This is a genomic window from Caballeronia sp. RCC_10 (assembly GCF_041360715.1).
Classification (GTDB): domain Bacteria; phylum Pseudomonadota; class Gammaproteobacteria; order Burkholderiales; family Burkholderiaceae; genus Caballeronia; species Caballeronia grimmiae.
The window spans coordinates 147,957-166,066 of the sequence record NZ_JBFUPT010000005.1 but is presented as its reverse complement, the minus strand read 5'-3'; the positions used below and the strand labels follow the sequence as shown (position 1 = coordinate 166,066).

General features: G+C 63.9%; 16 protein-coding genes and 4 tRNA genes. 7 read left to right on the top strand and 13 right to left on the bottom strand.

Annotation, left to right across the window (positions count from 1 at the left end):
* Positions 1-23 precede the first annotated feature (23 nt).
* From carA to gloB, 4 genes are all read right to left on the bottom strand, one after another.
* A complete protein-coding gene (gene carA / locus AB6804_RS12335; protein WP_370886688.1) occupies positions 24-1,166 on the bottom strand; it encodes a glutamine-hydrolyzing carbamoyl-phosphate synthase small subunit in 1,143 nt (380 codons plus the stop codon).
* Between the two features lie 339 nt (positions 1,167-1,505).
* Positions 1,506-2,738: an MFS transporter gene (locus tag AB6804_RS12330; RefSeq protein WP_370886687.1), complete on the bottom strand. Its 1,233-nt coding sequence runs from the start codon at positions 2,736-2,738 to the stop codon at positions 1,506-1,508.
* Positions 2,739-2,852: 114 nt separating this feature from the next.
* A complete protein-coding gene (locus AB6804_RS12325) occupies positions 2,853-4,502 on the bottom strand; it encodes a transglycosylase SLT domain-containing protein (RefSeq protein ID WP_370886686.1) in 1,650 nt (549 codons plus the stop codon).
* A gap of 159 nt (positions 4,503-4,661) precedes the next feature.
* Positions 4,662-5,513, bottom strand: a complete 852-nt coding sequence (gene gloB, locus AB6804_RS12320; protein ID WP_370886685.1) for a hydroxyacylglutathione hydrolase — start codon at positions 5,511-5,513, stop codon at positions 4,662-4,664.
* A gap of 17 nt (positions 5,514-5,530) precedes the next feature.
* Here gloB and AB6804_RS12315 point away from each other — a divergent pair, with 17 nt between their 5' ends.
* The 4 genes from AB6804_RS12315 (at position 5,531) to AB6804_RS12300 (ending at position 7,718) form a co-directional block, all read left to right on the top strand.
* On the top strand, positions 5,531-6,352 hold the full coding sequence (locus AB6804_RS12315; RefSeq protein ID WP_035959561.1) for a class I SAM-dependent methyltransferase: 822 nt from the start codon (positions 5,531-5,533) through the stop codon (positions 6,350-6,352).
* On the top strand, positions 6,352-6,813 hold the full coding sequence (rnhA, locus tag AB6804_RS12310; RefSeq protein WP_244794370.1) for a ribonuclease HI: 462 nt from the start codon (positions 6,352-6,354) through the stop codon (positions 6,811-6,813). The genes AB6804_RS12315 and rnhA overlap by 1 nt, the downstream gene beginning before the upstream one ends.
* Before the next feature lie 25 nt (positions 6,814-6,838).
* On the top strand, positions 6,839-7,576 hold the full coding sequence (gene dnaQ / locus AB6804_RS12305) for a DNA polymerase III subunit epsilon (RefSeq protein ID WP_370886684.1): 738 nt from the start codon (positions 6,839-6,841) through the stop codon (positions 7,574-7,576).
* 67 nt (positions 7,577-7,643) lie between these two features.
* A tRNA-Val gene (locus tag AB6804_RS12300) sits at positions 7,644-7,718 on the top strand.
* Between the two features lie 91 nt (positions 7,719-7,809).
* On the opposite strand, the gene AB6804_RS12295 is transcribed toward AB6804_RS12300, so the two are convergent.
* The 3 genes from AB6804_RS12295 to AB6804_RS12285 form a co-directional block, all read right to left on the bottom strand.
* On the bottom strand, positions 7,810-8,283 hold the full coding sequence (locus tag AB6804_RS12295; protein WP_370886683.1) for a DUF2214 family protein: 474 nt from the start codon (positions 8,281-8,283) through the stop codon (positions 7,810-7,812).
* 45 nt (positions 8,284-8,328) lie between these two features.
* Entirely contained in the window at positions 8,329-9,159 is an 831-nt protein-coding gene (locus tag AB6804_RS12290) for a hypothetical protein (protein ID WP_370886682.1), read from the bottom strand.
* A 292-nt stretch (positions 9,160-9,451) separates the two neighbouring features.
* Positions 9,452-10,513, bottom strand: coding sequence for a glycosyltransferase family 4 protein (locus tag AB6804_RS12285; RefSeq protein ID WP_035959565.1), 1,062 nt, complete (start codon positions 10,511-10,513; stop codon positions 9,452-9,454).
* An 836-nt stretch (positions 10,514-11,349) separates the two neighbouring features.
* Between AB6804_RS12285 and AB6804_RS12280 the strand changes: the two genes are divergently transcribed.
* Positions 11,350-13,230, top strand: a complete 1,881-nt coding sequence (locus tag AB6804_RS12280; protein WP_370886681.1) for an ABC transporter ATP-binding protein — start codon at positions 11,350-11,352, stop codon at positions 13,228-13,230.
* Between the two features lie 42 nt (positions 13,231-13,272).
* On the opposite strand, the gene otsA is transcribed toward AB6804_RS12280, so the two are convergent.
* Both otsA and otsB read right to left on the bottom strand, forming a co-directional pair.
* On the bottom strand, positions 13,273-14,655 hold the full coding sequence (gene otsA / locus AB6804_RS12275; RefSeq protein ID WP_370886680.1) for an alpha,alpha-trehalose-phosphate synthase (UDP-forming): 1,383 nt from the start codon (positions 14,653-14,655) through the stop codon (positions 13,273-13,275).
* Positions 14,655-15,407 carry a trehalose-phosphatase gene (gene otsB / locus AB6804_RS12270; RefSeq protein WP_370886679.1) on the bottom strand — a complete coding sequence of 251 codons (753 nt, stop codon included), beginning with the start codon at positions 15,405-15,407 and terminating at the stop codon, positions 14,655-14,657. The genes otsA and otsB overlap by 1 nt, the downstream gene beginning before the upstream one ends.
* A 215-nt stretch (positions 15,408-15,622) precedes the next feature.
* Between otsB and AB6804_RS12265 the strand changes: the two genes are divergently transcribed.
* A complete protein-coding gene (locus tag AB6804_RS12265; RefSeq protein WP_370886678.1) occupies positions 15,623-16,303 on the top strand; it encodes an SCO family protein in 681 nt (226 codons plus the stop codon).
* A 2-nt stretch (positions 16,304-16,305) separates the two neighbouring features.
* Entirely contained in the window at positions 16,306-17,214 is a 909-nt protein-coding gene (locus AB6804_RS12260; RefSeq protein ID WP_370886677.1) for a cytochrome c oxidase assembly protein, read from the top strand.
* On the opposite strand, the gene AB6804_RS12255 is transcribed toward AB6804_RS12260, so the two are convergent.
* From AB6804_RS12255 to AB6804_RS12240, 4 genes are all read right to left on the bottom strand, one after another.
* Positions 17,121-17,615 (bottom strand): GNAT family N-acetyltransferase, encoded by a 495-nt coding sequence (locus AB6804_RS12255; protein ID WP_370886676.1) that lies wholly within the window; start codon positions 17,613-17,615, stop codon positions 17,121-17,123. The genes AB6804_RS12260 and AB6804_RS12255 overlap by 94 nt on opposite strands.
* A 108-nt stretch (positions 17,616-17,723) precedes the next feature.
* Positions 17,724-17,797: transfer RNA gene (locus AB6804_RS12250), tRNA-Cys, on the bottom strand.
* Between the two features lie 78 nt (positions 17,798-17,875).
* A tRNA-Gly gene (locus AB6804_RS12245) sits at positions 17,876-17,951 on the bottom strand.
* An 81-nt stretch (positions 17,952-18,032) separates the two neighbouring features.
* Positions 18,033-18,108 (bottom strand) — tRNA-Gly (locus AB6804_RS12240).
* Positions 18,109-18,110 lie beyond the last annotated feature (2 nt).

Here is an 18,110-nt window from a genome sequence, read left to right as displayed (position 1 = left end):
CTATGTACGGTTTCTGTTCGTGATCAGGCGGCGACCTTCGCCGACTCCATCAACTTGATGAAGCGGTCGAACAGATAAGCGATGTCGTGCGGCCCCGGCGACGCTTCCGGGTGTCCCTGGAAACAGAACGCCGGCTTGTCGGTGAGCGCGAAGCCTTGCAGCGTGCCGTCGAAGAGCGAGACATGCGTGACCTTCGCGTTCGCGGGCAGCGTGGCGGCATCGACTGCGAAGCCGTGATTCTGCGACGTGATGACCACGCGGCCGTCTTCCATGTCCTTCACCGGATGATTCGCGCCGTGGTGGCCGGTCTTCATCTTGGTCGTCTTCGCGCCGACGGCGAGACCCATGATCTGGTGCCCGAGGCAGATGCCGAACGTCGGAATGCCGCGCTCGATGAATTCGCGCGTCGCGCGGATCGCGTAGTCGCACGGTTCCGGATCGCCGGGACCGTTCGACAGGAAGATGCCGTCCGGATTGAGCGCGAGCGCGTCGGCGGCGCTGGCCTGCGCCGGCAGCACGGTGACGTGGCAGCCGCGCTCGGCCAGCATGCGCAGGATGTTGTACTTGACGCCGTAATCGAACGCGACGACGCGGAATTTCGGCGACTTCTGCTCGCCGTAGCCGCTGCCGAGGCGCCATTCGGTTTGCGTCCACTCGTAGCGATCCTGCGTGGACACGACTTTCGCGAGATCCATGCCGGCAAGTCCGGGGAACGAGCGCGCGAGACGCAGCGCTTCGGCTTCGTCGTCGCTGCCAGCGAGAATGCAGCCGTTTTGCGCACCCTTGTCGCGCAGCACGCGCGTCAGCTTGCGCGTGTCGATGCCCGCAATGCCGACGACGCCTTGCGCCTTCAGATAATCGGAAAGGGTTTGCTCCGAACGGAAGTTCGAGGCCAGCACCGGCAGATCACGAATGATGAGACCGGCGGCATGGACCTTGGTGGCTTCGACGTCTTCGGCATTCACGCCGACATTGCCGATATGCGGATACGTCAGCGTGACGATCTGGCGGGCATAGCTCGGGTCGGTCAGGATTTCCTGATAGCCGGTGATGGCGGTGTTGAACACCACTTCGCCGATCGTCGAACCGGCGGCGCCGATGGATTGACCACGAAAGACCGTGCCGTCGGCAAGTGCGAGTAATGCGGGGGAGAATGACGGCAACACGGGAAGCTCCTTGGGGAACACCCTGTTACCGACCTGTCTGTCCGAAATTCAGGCTTGGGGCCGCGCTCCGGGAGCACGGGTTTCCTTAGCACGATGGCGGCGGCTCACAGGCGGGCATCGTGGCTCGAAGCGGCCCGCTTGCGCGCGGCGAGCGGAGTATCGAAGCGGACGATCGGCGGCGTGCGGCGCGCGCTGCCAGGCGCAGCGAACGACGGGGAATGGGAGGTAGGCGCTAGGGTGCGGGTTGATATGCTCAAACCTTCGAATTATAGCGCGAAGTCGGCCACTTGGCCATGTTTCGGGAATTTCCGCTTGCGGCCGATGCGGAAAGCCGATCGCTCATGACGCAGTGCGCTCGGTCTTTCGAAGCGCCCTGCTCGGCAGCACATACCAGACGGCGCTGGCCACCTGCAACGCGATCAGCGTCACCCACACGGTCTGATGCGCCGTCGCCGGAAAATGACCGCCCTCGGCCGGCCAGAACGACAGCATCGCGCCGATGCCGACCTGAAAGCCGAAGATCAGCAGGAAGAGCACGAGCGTGAGCGTCGTGTTCGCGCGGCCGATCATATGCGCGGGAAAGTGCTCGGCCATCACCGCGTAGCTGAGAATGCCGGCGCCGCCGAAGATGCCGTACGCCGCAAGCAGCGCGGCGGGCGGCAACGGCACGCGCAACACCATCAGCAATTGCACGGCGACATAGAGCGCCATTCCGGCGCCGCAGAACGCGTACACCGAGACGCCCCGCCGCTCCATACCGCGCGCCGCCGCACCGAAACCGACGCAGCCGAACATCATCGCGAAACCGAGCACGGAAACGAGCGCGGCGGCATGCGCGGGCGTGAGGCCCATCACGTCGAGCAGATAGGGGCGTATCCAGAGCGATTGCATCGCGTAGAACACGCCTTGTGACACGACCGAAAACGACGCGATCTTCCAGAACGCACCGCTCATCAGAATGTGCCACGTGCCCTGAAACTGGGAGATGACATCCGCCTGATGACGCGTGTCCCGGGTGCGCGGCGCGAACAGCGCGATCGCGGCCGCGACAAGCAGCGTGAAGACACCCAGCCCGACACACACTTGCCGCCAGCTCGCGACATGCAGCAGCGACGCAAGCGGCGAGCCGACCACGACGCCGCCCAGCCCGCCCACCGCCATCGTGAGGCCGTTGATGAGCGGCAGCCGCGCGACCGGGAAATGCTGCGCCGACGCCTTGAACGCCGCGCTCAGACAGACGGATACGCCGACGCCAATCAACAAGCGCCCCGCCATGAGGCCAGCCAGCCCATGCGACGCCCCGAACACCCAGATGCCCGCCGCCGCGAACAAGAGCATCCCGGCGGTGACCGGGCGAGGCCCGAAATGGTCGAGCATCACGCCGACAGGAATCTGTGCGACGGCGAAGCCGATAAAGTACAGCGACGTAAGCAGACCCAGATCGGCTGCGGACAGGCCGAGATCGTGCGTGATAAGCGGAGCAAAGCCGAGGTTGACGCCCCGAAATACGTAGGACACGAAGTATCCGGCAGCGAACAGCAGAAAGACGCGGAGACGAACGGAGGACGGCATGCGATTCATTGCCTGCTTAATTCTTCTGGAACGCCAGTTTAACCGTGCCGCCAAATGAAAACGCCGTCACCTTGGTGACGGCGTGGATAACGCGATAAGGCGAAGCGCTCGCGCTTACTTCTTCTTGCTCTTGGCGCTGCTGGCGTGCGTGGCGGCAGCCTTCGTCGCTTTCGGCGCGGCGGGATGACTGCTGCCCGCCTTGGATGCACCGCCTGACGACGACACGCGCGTCACCGTATGGCCCGGCGCCTTGCCGCCAGGCGTTTTCGCCGTCACGCGCGTGCCGATCTTCCGCACGCCGCCCGACGAACGGCTCGACGCCGCCACCGTTTCAACGCGCACCGGACCCGGCTCGGCCGGCACCGGACGCCCATACGGCACGTGCAGGACGACGACCTGACCCGGCATGAACATATCGCGGCTCGTGCGGTTCCAGGCCTTCACTTGCGCCACCGATACGTTGTACCGGTCAGCCAGCGTGGCAATGCTTTGCTTGCGGCGCACGCGAATAGCCATCTTGCGCGTGTCCGGCACGTCGCGCTCGACGGCGAGAATCGCGTTGGCTGCGACGTCGGCGCTGATGTCTTCGTCGTCGTCATCCGTGCGCGGCACGACGATCGTCGAGCCTGGCTTCAGGCGCATGCCTGCCGGAATGCGGTTGACCGACATGAGCGTGTCCGCATCGACACCGATTTTCTCGGCGATGGCCGCAGGACGCGCCCGCTCCGTCACCGTGTACGTGGTCCACGACGACAGCGCGCCCGTGTACGAACCAAGGTTGCGCTGGAAGGTGGCGGCGTTGTCGAACGGCAGCAGGATCTGCGGGTTCGTCGCACCGAGAATGACCGGCTTGGCGAACGACGGATTCAGCGAGCGGAACTCCTCGACGCTCATGCCGGCGAGCTTCGCGGCCATGGTCACGTCGATATCGCGCGCGGTCGTGACGGTCACGAAGTACGGGTGATTCGGGATATCCGGCAGCGCGAGGCCATATTGCTGCGGATTCGCTACGATGTTCTTGACTGCCTGCAACTTCGGCACGTAGTTGCGCGTTTCGTTGGGCATGCGCAGGCTTTCGTAGTCGGTCGGCAAGCCGGCCGCTTCGTTGCGCGCAATCGCGCGCTGCACGTTGCCCTCGCCCCAGTTGTATGCGGCGAGCGCGAGATGCCAGTCGCCGAACATGTCGTGCAGGCGCGAGAGGTAGTCCAGCGCGGCGCTCGTCGACGCAAGCACGTCGCGCCGCTCGTCCTGCCACATGTTCTGCTTCAAGTTGTAGTCGCGGCCGGTGCCCGGCACGAACTGCCACATGCCGGCCGCCTTCGCCACCGACAAAGCCTGCGGATTGAACGCCGATTCGATGAACGGCAGCAGGGCCAGCTCAGTCGGCATGTGGCGCTGCTCGAGTTCTTCGACGATGTGATACAGGTATTTCTGCGAACGCGTCGTCATGCGCTCGACGTAGTCGGGGCGCTGCGCATACCAGTTCGCCTGCATGTCGACGAGGTCGCTTTGCAGATCCGGAATCTGAAAGCCGCCACGAATGCGGCTCCACAAGTCGGCCGACCCCGCGAGCGAGGTGACAGGCGTCTTGTCGACGTTGATGGTTTCCTTGGCGGCTGCGGTGCGGCGAATCGTGTCAGCGACTTCTTGCTGCGAGGCGGCGGTAGGAGTGGCGGAGGTTGTACTCGTGGCGGGCGCTGTCGGTCCTTGACTGGCGCAGGCGGCCAGCATTAGGACGGATAGCGCACTCAGTGTTAGTCGCATGAACGTCTCTGCTTCCAAAGAGTGAGGCTTGGAAATTTGGAGCCGATAGTACGGAACCGCACCTAGGACGTCAATAAGAATGCGCGCAAAACCCCTGCAAAATCTTGTATCTAACGCCGTTTCCGAGGTATCGGATGAACTTCTCGCGAAGTTTCGGGATTATCGGAACGTGTCTTTCCAGCCGCGCATCACGCGAAATGCGTCCAGCCGGTCCGCGATCGGCGTGCCGAACTGCGCGGCGAGCCTGGCCTGAATCGCAGGATGGTCGACGCGCAGGAACGGATTGACCGCCTTCTCGTGCGCGATCGTCGTCGGCAACGTGGGCTTGCCGGCGGCGCGCAAGTTCTGCGCTTCGTCGTTCCAGCGGACGAGCGCGGCGCTCTCCGGCTCGCATGCGCGCGCAAAGCGGATGTTCGACAGCGTGTACTCGTGCGCGCAATGCACCTGCGTGTCGTCGGGAAGCGCGGCGAGCGAATCGAGCGAGGCGAGCATCTGTTGCGGCGTGCCTTCGAACAGACGCCCGCAGCCGCTTGCAAACAGCGTGTCGCCGCAAAAGAGATGCGGCGTGCCGCGCGCATCGGCCGCCTGGAAGTACGCGATGTGGCCAGCCGTGTGACCGGGAACGTCGATGACCGTGAATTCGAGCGCAGGCTGCGCGATGCTTACCGAATCCCCACCGGCGAGCCGCGTCGTCACATGCTCGATGCGCTCGCCAGCCGGGCCGTACACGGGCACGCCGCCCTCTGCCGTTCGGCTATCGAGGAGCGCTTTCACGCCGCCGACGTGGTCGTGATGATGGTGCGTGAGTAAAATAGCGGTCAGCCGCCAGCCGCGTTTAGCGAGATACGCTTCGACCGGCGCGGCGTCGCCCGGATCGATGACGACGGCATCGCGCGAATCCGACACGATCCAGATGTAGTTGTCCTCGAACGCCGGGACCGGCACGTATTCCAGCGCCGGCTTGGGCGTGCGTTTGGACGAATCTTCAGCAAGTGAATCCATGGCGATCATCTACGCGGCATCCGAACATGTCTGACCGAGCGATTATAGACTGGCCCGCCTGGACGAACTCCGCGCCCGGACGCTACGTGCTCGAATGGGAGCAGGCGCAGCTCGATCGCGTGGTGTCGGATATCTTCGGCTATCACGCGCTTCAGCTCGGCATGCCCCAGCTCGATGCGCTGCGCGAAAATCGCATGACCGGCCGCGCCCTCGTGCTCGATTCGGAAAGCGGCGCGAGCGCCCCGTACACGCTGCCGCATGCGGCCGGCAACGGCGTGAGCGCGCTGCCCGCCGCGAGCGCGCCGGACGGTCGCAGCACCGTCTGGTGCGATCTGCTGGATTTGCCGTTCGAAGCGCAGAGCGTCGATCTGCTCGTGCTGCCGCATACGCTCGAGTTTTCGCGCGATCCGCACCGGCTGCTGCGCGAAGCCGAGCGCGTTCTCGTGCCCGAGGGTCAACTGATCATCCTCGGCTTCAATTCGTTGAGTCTGTGGGGTGCGCGGCAATCCCTCGGCAAGGTCGCCGGACGCCCGTTCGTGCCGGCCGCGCACGAGATGATCGCGTTCACGCGTATCAAGGACTGGATCAAGCTGCTTGGATTCGATCTTGAACGCGGGCGTTTTGGCTGCTATCGTCCGCCGCTACTCACCGACAAATGGCTGCAGCGCTATGAGTTCATGGAGCCGGCCGGCGACCGCTGGTGGCCCATCTTCGGCGCGGCCTACATGATCACCGCCGTGAAACGCGTACGCGGCATGCGGCTGATCGGTCCGCGCAAACTGAAGAAACCCGCGCTCGCGCCCGGCCTCGCGCCCGTCGCCGCCCCGCACACCCGCAACGAGCATTGATGACTGAAGAATCCGCATCGACGAAAGTAATCGACATCTACACGGACGGCGCCTGCAAGGGCAATCCCGGCCCCGGCGGATGGGGCGCCCTGCTCCGCTTCGGCTCGCTGGAAAAAGAGCTGTTCGGCGGGGAAGCCGCCACGACCAACAACCGCATGGAACTGATGGCCGTGATCGCTGCGCTCGAAGCGCTCAAGCGGCCGTGCCACGCCGTGATCCACACCGACTCTCAATACGTGCAGAAAGGCATCAGCGAGTGGATACACGGCTGGAAGAAAAAGAACTGGATGACCGCCGCGAAAACGCCCGTTAAGAACGCCGATCTGTGGAAGCGGCTCGATGCGCTCGTCGGCCAACACCAGATCGAATGGCGTTGGGTGAAGGGTCACGCGGGCCATCCGGAGAACGAACGCGCCGATGCGCTCGCCAATCGCGGCGTGACATCGCTTGCCGATAGCTGAACGTACGCACCGACAAAGACATCTCATGCGCCAACTGATACTGGACACGGAAACCACCGGCCTGAACGCTCGCACGGGCGACAGGATCATCGAAATCGGCTGTGTCGAACTCGTGAATCGCCGGCTGACCGGCAACAACCTGCATTTCTACGTGAACCCGGAGCGCGATAGCGACCCCGGCGCACTCGCGGTGCACGGTCTCACGACCGAGTTTCTCAGTGACAAGCCGAAGTTTGCGGAGATTGCCGCCGAGTTGCGCGACTTCATCTCTGGCGCGGAGCTGATCATCCACAACGCGCCGTTCGATATCGGCTTCCTCGACATGGAATTCGCGCTGCTCGGGCTGCCGAAGACGACCGAGATGTGCGCCGGCGTGATCGATACGCTCGTCAACGCCAAGCAGATGTTCCCCGGCAAGCGCAACTCGCTGGATGCGCTGTGCGACCGCTTCGGCATCAGCAATGCGCATCGCACGCTGCACGGCGCGCTGCTGGACTCGGAGCTGCTCGCCGAAGTCTATCTGGCGATGACGCGCGGCCAGGAAAGCCTCGTCATCGACATGCTCGGCGAGACGCAGTCCGAAGGCGCGGGCGACGCACCGCGCATCTCGCTCGACGATCTGGATCTGCCGGTGCTCGTCGCCACCGCCGACGAACTCGCTGCCCACGAAGCCGTCCTCAACGATCTAGACAAGGCGGTCAAAGGCACGAGCGTATGGCGCATAGAAGCGGCCGAAACCGAGCCTGACGCGGTTGCCGCATAATTTTTCGAAGTTTCTTAAAGAATGGCTTTACGAAGAGCGATAGTCCTGACATAATCTCAATCTCTTCGGGTGGTTAGCTCAGCGGTAGAGCACTGCCTTCACACGGCAGGGGTCACTGGTTCGATCCCAGTACTACCCACCAGAATTCTGGTGCTGGTAAAGCCAAGACACCGAAGATCAAAAGGCTCAAGTCTCACGACTTGGGCCTTTTTCATTTGTCCGGCGCTTCCGCTTCAATGCGCCCACACGCCGCGCGCCATTCCGCTCGCCGCAATCACCATCACGATGACGAGCGCCGCTTGTACATCGCTCATCCATGCGAAGCGCCGGGCGCGCGTGAGGTCGATCGCCCCGCCCTGCGCAAGCGCAATCCGCCAGCGGATCAGCGCGAGCATCGGCGACACTTCGACCAAGAGAATTGCCACGAGCGCGGTCATCTTCAAGTGAAAAAGCGGCTCATGCAGATAGTACGCGGCGCCCTTCTCGAAGCCGCCGAACGCGCGCATCACGCCTGTCACAATCAGCACGATGGCCGTCACGCCCCACACGGAGTCGGAGCGGAACACGTCGCGCAGACGCGTGTCATTCGCTTGCACCGACTGCACCACGTCGAGCCTTCGCAGCGCACGCGCACGCGCGAGCACCGAACCGAGCGCAAAGCCGAAAGCAAGCAGATGAAGTGCGGCAAGCAACCAGCGTATCAGCATCGTTTCCCCCACCATCGACAAGGAAGACCTGCTCGCTACAACGGCTCAGACCTGATGCAGAGTGGCGTCCAGCGCACGGGCCGCGCTGCGATCGCCTTCCGTGGCGAGCGGCGCACGGAACACCGTGGTGCGGTTGTGCCCGGCGGCGGCCGGCGAATCCCACATGAGTTCGACCTTGGGCCGGCGCGCGAACCAGGTCCGCCGCGTGGTGCCGTTCGATTGCAGTGTCGATGCGGCCGGCTGCGTCACTGGCGTGAGCATCGTCGCTGACGATGCACCCGCGCCCGGCGGCGTCGGCCATTTCACCGAAAGCTCGCGCGCATCGTACTGGCCGAGCTTGCGGCTTTCGGCCCAGACCATCGCGGTGCGGGTGACGGGATCGAGGGAGATGGCGTATCGGCCAATCGCGAAACGCCTTGCCGCGATGTTCGTGCGCCATAGCGCGCGCGGCCGGCAGATCCACATCACGACCGCATAGAGCGCCGGACCGACGACGAGCCAGCCGTTAGTCGCCGCGAGCGCCTCCACGAAGCCCCGCCAGCCCGCCGTCCAGACGAAAGGGACAAGCGAAAACACCGCGAATCCGAAAGTGAGCAGCGCGAGGAAGCGCAACGCTTGCCTGAGCCACTGCGGCAACGGATGCAGCGGCCGGTCCATGCGCGCCTTGGCGCCCGGCAGGACGATCAGCAGGAAAAACAGCACGAGGTTCAGGCACGCCCACGGCGACAAAGTCATCGCGCGCAGCGAGGACAGATAGCCCGTGTGCGACATGGCGAACACCCATCGCGCCGCGAGCACCACTCCGATCGCTCGCAGCGCGAAAACGGTGCCCGCGCCCGGTGCCGGCGCCGCGCTGGTTTGCCTGGTTCTCGCCAAAACGTGCGCTCCTCTCGACCGGAGCGGGCGCTCTTTGTACGCCGCACTCGGTCCCATGCGATTAATTGCTATCGATACAGTTGCACGCCGTCGCGCGGCCGTGCGCTTCGCATTGCGAAGCCCGAACATTATAGGGAGATTACGGATGTCGTCAGAGGTTTCGCAACGCGAACGCGGCCCGCCACTCGAAATCGTCGTTTTACTGTGCCGATAGCACAACGCCCCGCGCACCTTGGGGGCACGCGGGGCGTTTTCATGCCGCATCGCTGCGGCACGAGCGATGCAACGACGCTCAGGCGCTGGCTTCGCGCAGAACGGTGCGGCGCTTCTGACGCAGCAGTTCCTCGTAGTTCTGGACGTAGCGCGCAGCCATCACCTTCGACGAGAAGCGTGTTTCGAAGGTTTCGCGCACCTTCGCGCGCGACAGCGTGTCGAGACGCTTCACCGCGGCAATCGCCGACAACTCGTCTTCCACGACAAAGCCCGATACGCCGTTCTCGATCACTTCCGGCACCGAGCCGCGATTGAACGCGATCACCGGCGTGCCGCAGGCCATCGCTTCGATCATCACGAGGCCGAAGGGCTCCGGCCAGTCGATCGGGAACAGCAGTGCATGCGCGTTTCCGAGGAACTCGGTCTTTTCCGATTCGCTGATTTCGCCGATGTACTCGACGTGCGGCAGCGCGAAGAGCGGCTTGATCTCGTCTTCGTAATAAGCACGGTCAGCCTTGTCCAGCTTGGCCGCGATCTTGATCTTCATGCCTGCCGCCTGCGCGATGCGAATCGCCCGGTCGACGCGCTTTTCAGGCGAGATGCGGCCGAGGAACGCCAGGTAGCCCGGCTTCACGTTCGGGATCGGCGTCAGCAGGTTTTCCGGCAGGCCGTGATACACCGTCGACAGCCAGTTCGCCTGCGGCAGCGGCTGGCGCTGGTTGTCGGAGATCGACACGACCGGCACGTCATTGAACGTGTTGAAGATCGGTTGCAGTTCCGGCAGGTCGAGGCGGCCGTGCATCGTCGTCAGGAACGGCACCGGCTGGCGCGCGAACAACGAGAACGGGTAATAGTCGATGTGGAAATGCAGCACGTCGAATTCGTCGGCGCGGCGGCGGACTTCTTCGAGCAGCAGCATGTGCGGAGCCATCGTGTCGCGGATCGTCGGATCGAGACGCAACGCTTGCGGCCAGAACGCTTCCAGCTTCGCGGACGTTTGCGAATCACCGCTCGCGAAGAGCGTGACGTCGTGTCCGGCCTCGACGAGTGCCTCGGTCAGATATGACACCACGCGTTCCGTGCCGCCATACAGCTTCGGCGGAACAGCCTCGTGGAGGGGCGCGATTTGAGCGATTCGCATTGTCGTGAAACTCCTAATGAAAGGTCAGGCAAAGTACTGCTGTCATGTTTACGTCGGGAGCAATTCGCTCGCCTCGGGCGAAAGCGGCCGCCGCGCATTCGCCGCGGCGTGAAAGCTGGTGCTCGAGTGAAAAAGCGGGGTCGCCGATCACTGTTGGGCGCGACTTAGAACGAGCGAGTCAGAGACGACATCTCAAAAAGCGCCGCGCATGGAAATAACGCGCTTCTGCCCCGCAGGTTGACGGCGTCCTACAGAAAGCTGTCGAAAAAGGCAGAGGTCGAGCCGGGGCGGATTATGAAGCCTGTGCTGGCGGCGGCAGGCGGGGCATTTCAACTTATTTACCTTGTTACACGGGGGATACACTTTGGAAACCCCTGTTTATTAAGGTTGTTCTACATTGGAGCACGTGCCCTCGACGGCGCACGGGAGCGGGTTCGCGCTTTCGGGGCCGTTGCGGCGCGCCTGGCGATGCTGGCGCGCCGCGTGCTTTCGTCGTCGCTGTCGTGCAGGCGCTCCGGATTGCGAGCGCGGCCCTTGTGGACTATTTCCACGCGTGGCCACGCTCCATCGCAAAAAAGCGCGCATTGTGCTTACAATGCGCGCCCAAGCCCAAAGCTGTGTGCGTCGGTTTCATGCGGGCAGCAACGAAGCCTCGCTCGCTGAAACAACGACGGTTCGATGCCGGACGGAAGGAAAGTCCGCGCATCATTTGCCTGAACGACGTTCGCCTCCCCGGTTACTGGCTACAATTCAGCCAGTGAAGACGGCGCGTCGTCGCCGGGTTCGATGCGATCGCGCCGCGACGGCGGACGCATCGGACAGGACGTGCAATGTGAATGGCATCGCCCCAGGACGCAGCACACGCTCAACCGCTTTACGACCAAAAAAGACCATTGGACCAACTCACCGTCTCCCAGCGTAACGCGCACAACGCGAAGCTCGCGAGCTACGCGAACCGCCCGCTTGCGTTCCTGATGCGCTATATCCGCCGGCATCCGGTCGCGCACGCCATCGTGCTCGCCAGCGTGTTCGCCGCAGTCGGTTGCGCGCTCGCATCGCAATATGCGATCAAGCATCTGATCGACGTGCTCGGCCAGGGGCGCGGCCATCCCGGTCCGCTCTGGGGCGCCTTCATGATCCTGGTCGGCCTGATCGCCGCCGACAACCTGCTCTGGCGGGTCGGCGGCTGGGTCGGCGCTCATGTGTTCGTGATCGTCACCGGCGACCTGCGCAAGGATCTCTTTTCCTATCTCTCCGGTCACTCGCCGACGTACTTCTCCGAGAAGCAGCCGGGGATGCTCGCGAGCCGCATCACCGCGACCTCGAACGCGATCTACACGTCCGAAAACGTGATGGCGTGGAACGTCCTGCCGCCCTGCATTGCGGTGCTGGGGGCGATCGTGATGATCGTCGCGGTGAATCCGCTGATGGCCGCCGGGCTGATGTGCTGTTCGCTGGTGCTTGCGTTCATCCTGTACCGGCTCGCGAAACGCGGCTCTGCACGGCATCACAGTTTTGCGTCGAAGGCGGCGTCGGTCGACGGCGAGCTCGTCGACGTGATCGGCAACATGTCGCTCGTGCGCGCGTTCGGCATGACCTTCAACGAGCAGAAGCGCTTCGGCTCGACCGTGAAGGCCGAAATGGTCGCGCGCCAGCAGAGCCTGCTGTATCTGGAAAAGCTGCGCCTCTTCCACGCGGTCGTCACGGCGATCCTCTCCGCCGGCCTGCTCGGTTGGGCGCTGTGGCTGTGGTCGGAAGGCCGCGCCACTTCCGGCGATATCGTGCTCGTCAGCTCGCTCGGCTTCACCATTCTGCACGGCACGCGCGACCTCGCCGTCGCGCTCGTCGATGTGACCCAGCACGTCGCGCGTCTCGCCGAAGCCGTGCAGACGCTGCTCGAACCGCACGGCATGCCCGATCGTTCGGACGCGACGGAACTGGTGCCGCAAGGCGGGCGCGTCGATTTCGAAGGCGTCACGTTCGCCTATCCGCGCCGCCGTCCGATTCTCGACAACTTCCATCTGCACATCGAGCCGGGCCAGCGCGTCGGTCTGATCGGCAAGTCGGGCGCGGGCAAGTCCACCGTGCTGGCGTTGCTGCAACGCTTCTACGAGCCGCAGAAAGGCAGCATCAAGATCGACGGCCAGGATATCGCCACGATCACGCAAGACAGCCTGCGCCACGCGATCGCGCTGGTGCCGCAGGACATTTCGCTGTTCCATCGCACGGTGTTCGAGAACATCGCGTACGGGCGTCCGGAAGCGAGCCGCGAGGAAGTGCTCGCCGCCGCACGCGAGGCGCGCTGCACGGATTTCATCGAAGCGATGCCGGAAGGTTTCGATACGATCGTCGGCGATCGCGGCGTGAAGCTGTCGGGCGGCCAGCGGCAGCGCATAGCGATTGCGCGCGCCATTCTGAAGAACGCGCCGATCCTGCTGCTCGACGAAGCGACTTCCGCGCTCGACAGCGCATCGGAAGAAGCGATCCAGCAGGCGCTCGACCGGCTGATGGTCGGCCGCACGGTGATCGCGATTGCGCACCGTCTGTCGACGCTGCAGAACTTCGATCGCATCATCGTGATGAGCGCGGGCAAGGTCATCGACGACGGCCCGCCGCAAGAACTGCGCGAGCGGCCGGGGCTGTATCGCGAGTTGCTGGCGAAACAGCACGGCAAGCTGCCGTCGATCGTCGCGACGCCGCATAAGCAGCCGGCATAAAAACAAGCCGCGTTCTCGAAAGAAACGCGGCTTTTTTATCGCTCAGCGCGCCTTCAGATCGCGCAGGAAGTTGTCTCGCCACACCGACACGTTGTTATCCCGCAGCAGCGCATACATCTCGCGATGCCTTGCGCGGCGCTCGTCCAGCGGCATTGCGAGCGCAGTGGCGAGCGCTTCCGCCATGCCGTCGATGTCGAGCGGATTCACGATCAACGCCGCTTTCAGCTCACGCGCGGCGCCCGCGAATTGCGACAGCACGAGCACGCCGGGATCGTCCGGATCCTGCGCCGACACGTATTCCTTGGCGACGAGATTCATGCCATCGCGCAGCGGCGTGACGAAGCCGACGTGCGCCTCGCGAAACAGTGCGGCGAGCACCGGCCGCTCGTACTGGCGATGGATATAGCGGATCGGCGTCCAGTCGAGCTCGGCGTATCGGCCGTTGATGCGGCCCGATTCCGCTTCCAGTTGCAAGCGGATATCGCGATAGGCGTCGACGTCCGAGCGCGTCGGCGGTGCAATCTGCAGAAACGACACGTTGTTGCGCTGCTGCGGATCGTGCTCCATCAGGCGCTCGAACGCACGGAAACGCTCGACCAGTCCCTTCGAATAATCCAGGCGATCGACGCTCATCACGAGCTTGCGCTGGTGCAGCGTCGCCTTGACAGTCTGCACGTCGCGGCCGCTTTCGCCGTCCTTCGCGAGCGCGCGGACCTCATCGGGATACACGCCGATCGGATACGCGGCCGCCTTCAGCGTCTGGCCGAACGCGCGCACTTCCACAGGCTTCGCCGCGTGCCGGGTGAGCGTGCCGCCCGCTTCAGTTTCGACGTAATCGCAAAACGCGTGCAGATCAGGCTCCGTCTGGAAGCCGAGCAGATCGAACGCACACAGCGCCTCGACGAGTTCGCGATGACGCGGCACGCTCAGCAGAATCTGCGACGCCGGAAACGGGATATGCAGGAAGAACCCGATGCGGTTCTTCACGCCCAGCTCGCGCAGCGCCTGCGCAAACGGAATCAGGTGATAGTCGTGGACCCAGATGACGTCATCGGGCCTGAGCAGCGGCGCGAGTTGCGCGGCGAGCCAGCGATTCACGCGGCAATAGCCGTCGTACTCGTCCCGATCGAATTCGATGAGATCCGGGCGATAGTGAAAGGCGGGCCACAGCGTCGCGTTCGAAAAGCCGCGGTAGTACTGATCGTAATCGCGGCGCACGAGACCGATGGTCGCGAACGTCACCGGCCCCTGCTCTTCCAGCTTTATCGCTTCGGGCGGCTCGGTGAGCACGTCGCCGCTCCAGCCGAACCACACGCCGCCGGTCTCCTTGAGCGCGTCGTAGACGCCGACCGCGAGCCCGCCCGCCGCCGGGCCGCCTTCCGAAATCGGCGCAACCCGATTCGACACGATGATCAGACGGCCCATCAGGCGTGTTTCCCGGCGGTGCCCGCGATCACTTGCAGCCAGTCGAGCAGCAATTCGACCGATTCGATGCGCGCCCGCGCAACGGTATCGCCCGCGCCGATCTTGATCGACAGGCCATCGAATTCGTTAACGACCGCGAAGCCCTTCTCGTCGGTGAGATCGTCGCCGATGAAGACGGGCTTGCGGCCCGTGAACGGCGGCTCGGCCATGAAGGCGCGCAACGCACGGCCTTTATCGACGCCCATCGGCTTGATCTCGTACACCATCTTGCCCGGCTGGAGCACGTAGGCGTCGGCGTATTCCGCGACAAGGCGCTCCGTGGCCGCGCGCGCGGTCGGCTCGCGCTCGGGCGCATTCCGGTAATGCAGCGCGAGCGCCGCGCCCTTGATTTCGAGCAGCATGCCGGGATTCGCGCTGACGACGCCTTCGAGCACGTGTTCCATGCGCAAGAGCCGCTCGTCGTGGAAGCCGATGCGTTGCACGTCGCCATTGGCGTCGCGCCGCTCCGCGCCGTGCATCCCGGCGACGGGCAGATCGGGCATCTGCAGGAACGAATCGATATTGTCGATGCCGCGTCCCGACACGACCGCGACCGCATTATTGGTCGCGCGCCGCAGCGACGCGAGGATGTCGGGCACCGAACGCGGCACGAAAATGCCGTCGGGCGTCGAAGCGAGTTCGACGAGTGTGCCGTCGAAATCGAAGAAGAACGCGGTCTCGGCAAGAGACAGGGAATCGGGAAGAATTTGCATCGATCTTTAGCCTGTGGTTTGCCTCGTGTGGCGCGAGCCGAAGGCCGAGGCGCGCATGTTACGTGCGCCAGCTTTCGATTTCCGACACGCGCGACTTACGGATTCGCTCGTCCGGCTTTCGGCGAGCCTGAAGTATGCGGCAAATCGTCTCAAAAATAGGCCGCAGGATAGATGATGCGCCACCTCCGGCCTCGAAGACGTGTATTTTGCGATAGATGTTCATGCCATCAAACCCCCGCCGCACGCCGCTTTCACCGTTTTCGATGCACGCTTCGTTCCCCGTTTCGCCGGTTTCGCGTGTTCTGCGCTGGCGCAGGTTCATCCCTCTCGTTTTCTTCTGGGCGCTGGCCGCGTGCTCGCGGCCTGCCGAACCGTGGCATCTGACCGACGTCTCCGGGCATCTGCCCGACCTCGACTTCTCTCTCACCGATGACACCGGCGCGCACGTCACCGGCCGATCTTTTATGGGCCGCGCGACGCTCGTCTACTTCGGCTATACGCACTGCCCCGATGTCTGCCCGGAAACGATGGCGCGTCTCATGCAGGTGCTCCAGCAACTCGGGCTGGATGCCGACGCGGCGCGCATCGCGTTCGTTTCCGTCGATCCCGCCCGCGATACGCCCGCGCTCCTGCACGCGTATGTCCGCGCCTTCGACGACCGGCACGCCGTCGGCCTGACAGGCGCCGATCGCGCGATCGAAGCCATCGCGCAGCGTTATCGCGTGGCGTATCAGATGGAGAAGCGCGATCCGAACGGCGCATACGAAGTGACGCACAGTTCGGCGGTGTATATCTTCGATCGCGACGGCCACGCGCGCCTGCTCGCCACGGACCGGGATTCGATCGACGCCATCGTTGCCGATCTGCGCCGCGTCATCCACGCGAAGGACGCCTGACGATGACGACGCTGCTCTACTGGCTCGATCCGTGGGAGCCGTCGCCGACGGTCGTGATCGCGATACTCGTCGCCGCCGTGCTGTTTGCGCGCGGCGCACGGCATGCGCGCGTGTCGATATCGCGCCGTATCGCTTTCTGGGCCGGATTGAGTGCGCTCTACGTGGCGCTGCACACGCGGCTCGATTACTTTTTCGAGCACGAGTTCTTCATGCATCGGCTGCAGCATCTGGTGCTGCATCACCTCGGGCCCTTCCTGACTGCGCTGTCGTATCCGGGGGCGGCGCTGCGCGCAGGCGTGCCGTTCCAATGGCGGCGGCGCTGGCTGCGTCCGGCCGCGCAGACTCGCGTCGTACGCACAATGTTCGATATCGTGTTCAACCCGGTTGTCGCGCTGACGCTGTTCGTCGGGCTGATCTACTTCTGGCTGCTATCGCCGATTCACTTCGAGGCGATGCTCGATTACCGGCTCTATCGCGTAATGAACTGGAGCATGGTGATCGACGGCCTGCTTTTCTGGTGGCTCGTGCTCGACCCGCGTCCCGCGCCGCCCGCGCGGCTCGCACCCGGCCGGCGCATTCTCGTGGTGATCGCCGCGATTCCGCCGCAGATCATGCTCGGCGCGTTCATCTTCTTCACGCCGCGCGAGCTGTATCCGATCTATTCGATTTGCGGCCGTGCGTTCACCTGGATCACGCCGATGCGCGACCAGCAGATCGGCGGACTGTTGCTCTGGATTCCCGGCTCGATGATGAGTGTGATCGGCGCGCTGATCGCGCTGCGCCACTGGCTGCGATTGTCGGCGCGCGCGCGGTTGCGTCAGGAGTCGAAGCCGGGACGGCGCATCCAGACATGCGGGATGCCATCTTCGTCGTGCACCCCCGACGAAGCGACGAACCCGAACGCGCCGTAAAAGCGCTGCAAGTGCGCCTGCGCATGCAGGCTGACCGGCTGGTCGGGCCACTGCTTGAGGATTTCCTCGAGCGCGCGCTGAAGCATCGCGTTGCCGAGCTTCATGCCGCGGAAGCCGACGGTCGTCAGCACGCGGCCGATACGGACGTCCTTTTCGTTTTCGTCCGGATGACCCGGCAACAGCACGCGCAGATAGCCGGCGAGTTTCGGGCGCGTCTCGCCTTTGCCGTAGGCCAGCAGATGCCATGCGTCGGTATCGAGCCCGTCGATATCGCCGTACACGCAGTTCTGCTCGACGACGAACACGGCGCTGCGCGCGGCGAGCATGTCGTAGACTTCGGCGGTGGTCAGGTCATCGAAGCGCTTCCAGTGCCACTCGAGGTCGGAGAGTTGGGTGGTCATCGTTGTAGGTATCGGAGGCCTTGCGGCGTGCCGCAATTATGCCGCGAGGCAGCCGGAGCAAAACGCCGCGGAAAAAGAAAAAGCCCTGACGAGTCAGGGCTTTTTAAATGGAGGCGCGAACCGGAGTCGAACCGGTCTAAACGGCTTTGCAGGCCGCTGCATAACCGCTTTGCTATCGCGCCATAAGCGGTGTGGCTTGCCAGCCAATCTGAGTCGGCCAGTCTACCAAACAAAAAGGGAAGCTTTGCTTCCCCTTTGACTGGAGCGGGAGACGAGGCTCGAACTCGCGACCTCAACCTTGGCAAGGTTGCGCTCTACCAACTGAGCTACTCCCGCATATCCTGCGCTGCTACTGCTTTTCCGATGCCGCTTCGCCGACCGAACAGATGGGCGCTGCTTACACCGAAACTTTCAAACTGGAGCGGGAGACGAGGCTCGAACTCGCGACCTCAACCTTGGCAAGGTTGCGCTCTACCAACTGAGCTACTCCCGCAT

Bases quoted from the DNA above. Each gene is read 5' to 3' on its own strand.
- AB6804_RS12330 (WP_370886687.1), bottom strand. From the start codon at position 2,738: ATGCCGTCCTCCGTTCGTCTCCGCGTCTTTCTGCTGTTCGCTGCCGGA.
- AB6804_RS12325 (WP_370886686.1), bottom strand. From the start codon at position 4,502: ATGCGACTAACACTGAGTGCGCTATCCGTCCTAATGCTGGCCGCCTGC.
- gloB (WP_370886685.1), bottom strand. From the start codon at position 5,513: ATGATCGCCATGGATTCACTTGCTGAAGATTCGTCCAAACGCACGCCC.
- AB6804_RS12315 (WP_035959561.1), top strand. From the start codon at position 5,531: ATGTCTGACCGAGCGATTATAGACTGGCCCGCCTGGACGAACTCCGCG.
- rnhA (WP_244794370.1), top strand. From the start codon at position 6,352: ATGACTGAAGAATCCGCATCGACGAAAGTAATCGACATCTACACGGAC.
- dnaQ (WP_370886684.1), top strand. From the start codon at position 6,839: ATGCGCCAACTGATACTGGACACGGAAACCACCGGCCTGAACGCTCGC.
- AB6804_RS12295 (WP_370886683.1), bottom strand. From the start codon at position 8,283: ATGCTGATACGCTGGTTGCTTGCCGCACTTCATCTGCTTGCTTTCGGC.
- AB6804_RS12285 (WP_035959565.1), bottom strand. From the start codon at position 10,513: ATGCGAATCGCTCAAATCGCGCCCCTCCACGAGGCTGTTCCGCCGAAG.
- AB6804_RS12280 (WP_370886681.1), top strand. From the start codon at position 11,350: ATGGCATCGCCCCAGGACGCAGCACACGCTCAACCGCTTTACGACCAA.
- otsA (WP_370886680.1), bottom strand. From the start codon at position 14,655: ATGGGCCGTCTGATCATCGTGTCGAATCGGGTTGCGCCGATTTCGGAA.
- otsB (WP_370886679.1), bottom strand. From the start codon at position 15,407: ATGCAAATTCTTCCCGATTCCCTGTCTCTTGCCGAGACCGCGTTCTTC.
- AB6804_RS12265 (WP_370886678.1), top strand. From the start codon at position 15,623: ATGTTCATGCCATCAAACCCCCGCCGCACGCCGCTTTCACCGTTTTCG.
- AB6804_RS12260 (WP_370886677.1), top strand. From the start codon at position 16,306: ATGACGACGCTGCTCTACTGGCTCGATCCGTGGGAGCCGTCGCCGACG.
- AB6804_RS12255 (WP_370886676.1), bottom strand. From the start codon at position 17,615: ATGACCACCCAACTCTCCGACCTCGAGTGGCACTGGAAGCGCTTCGAT.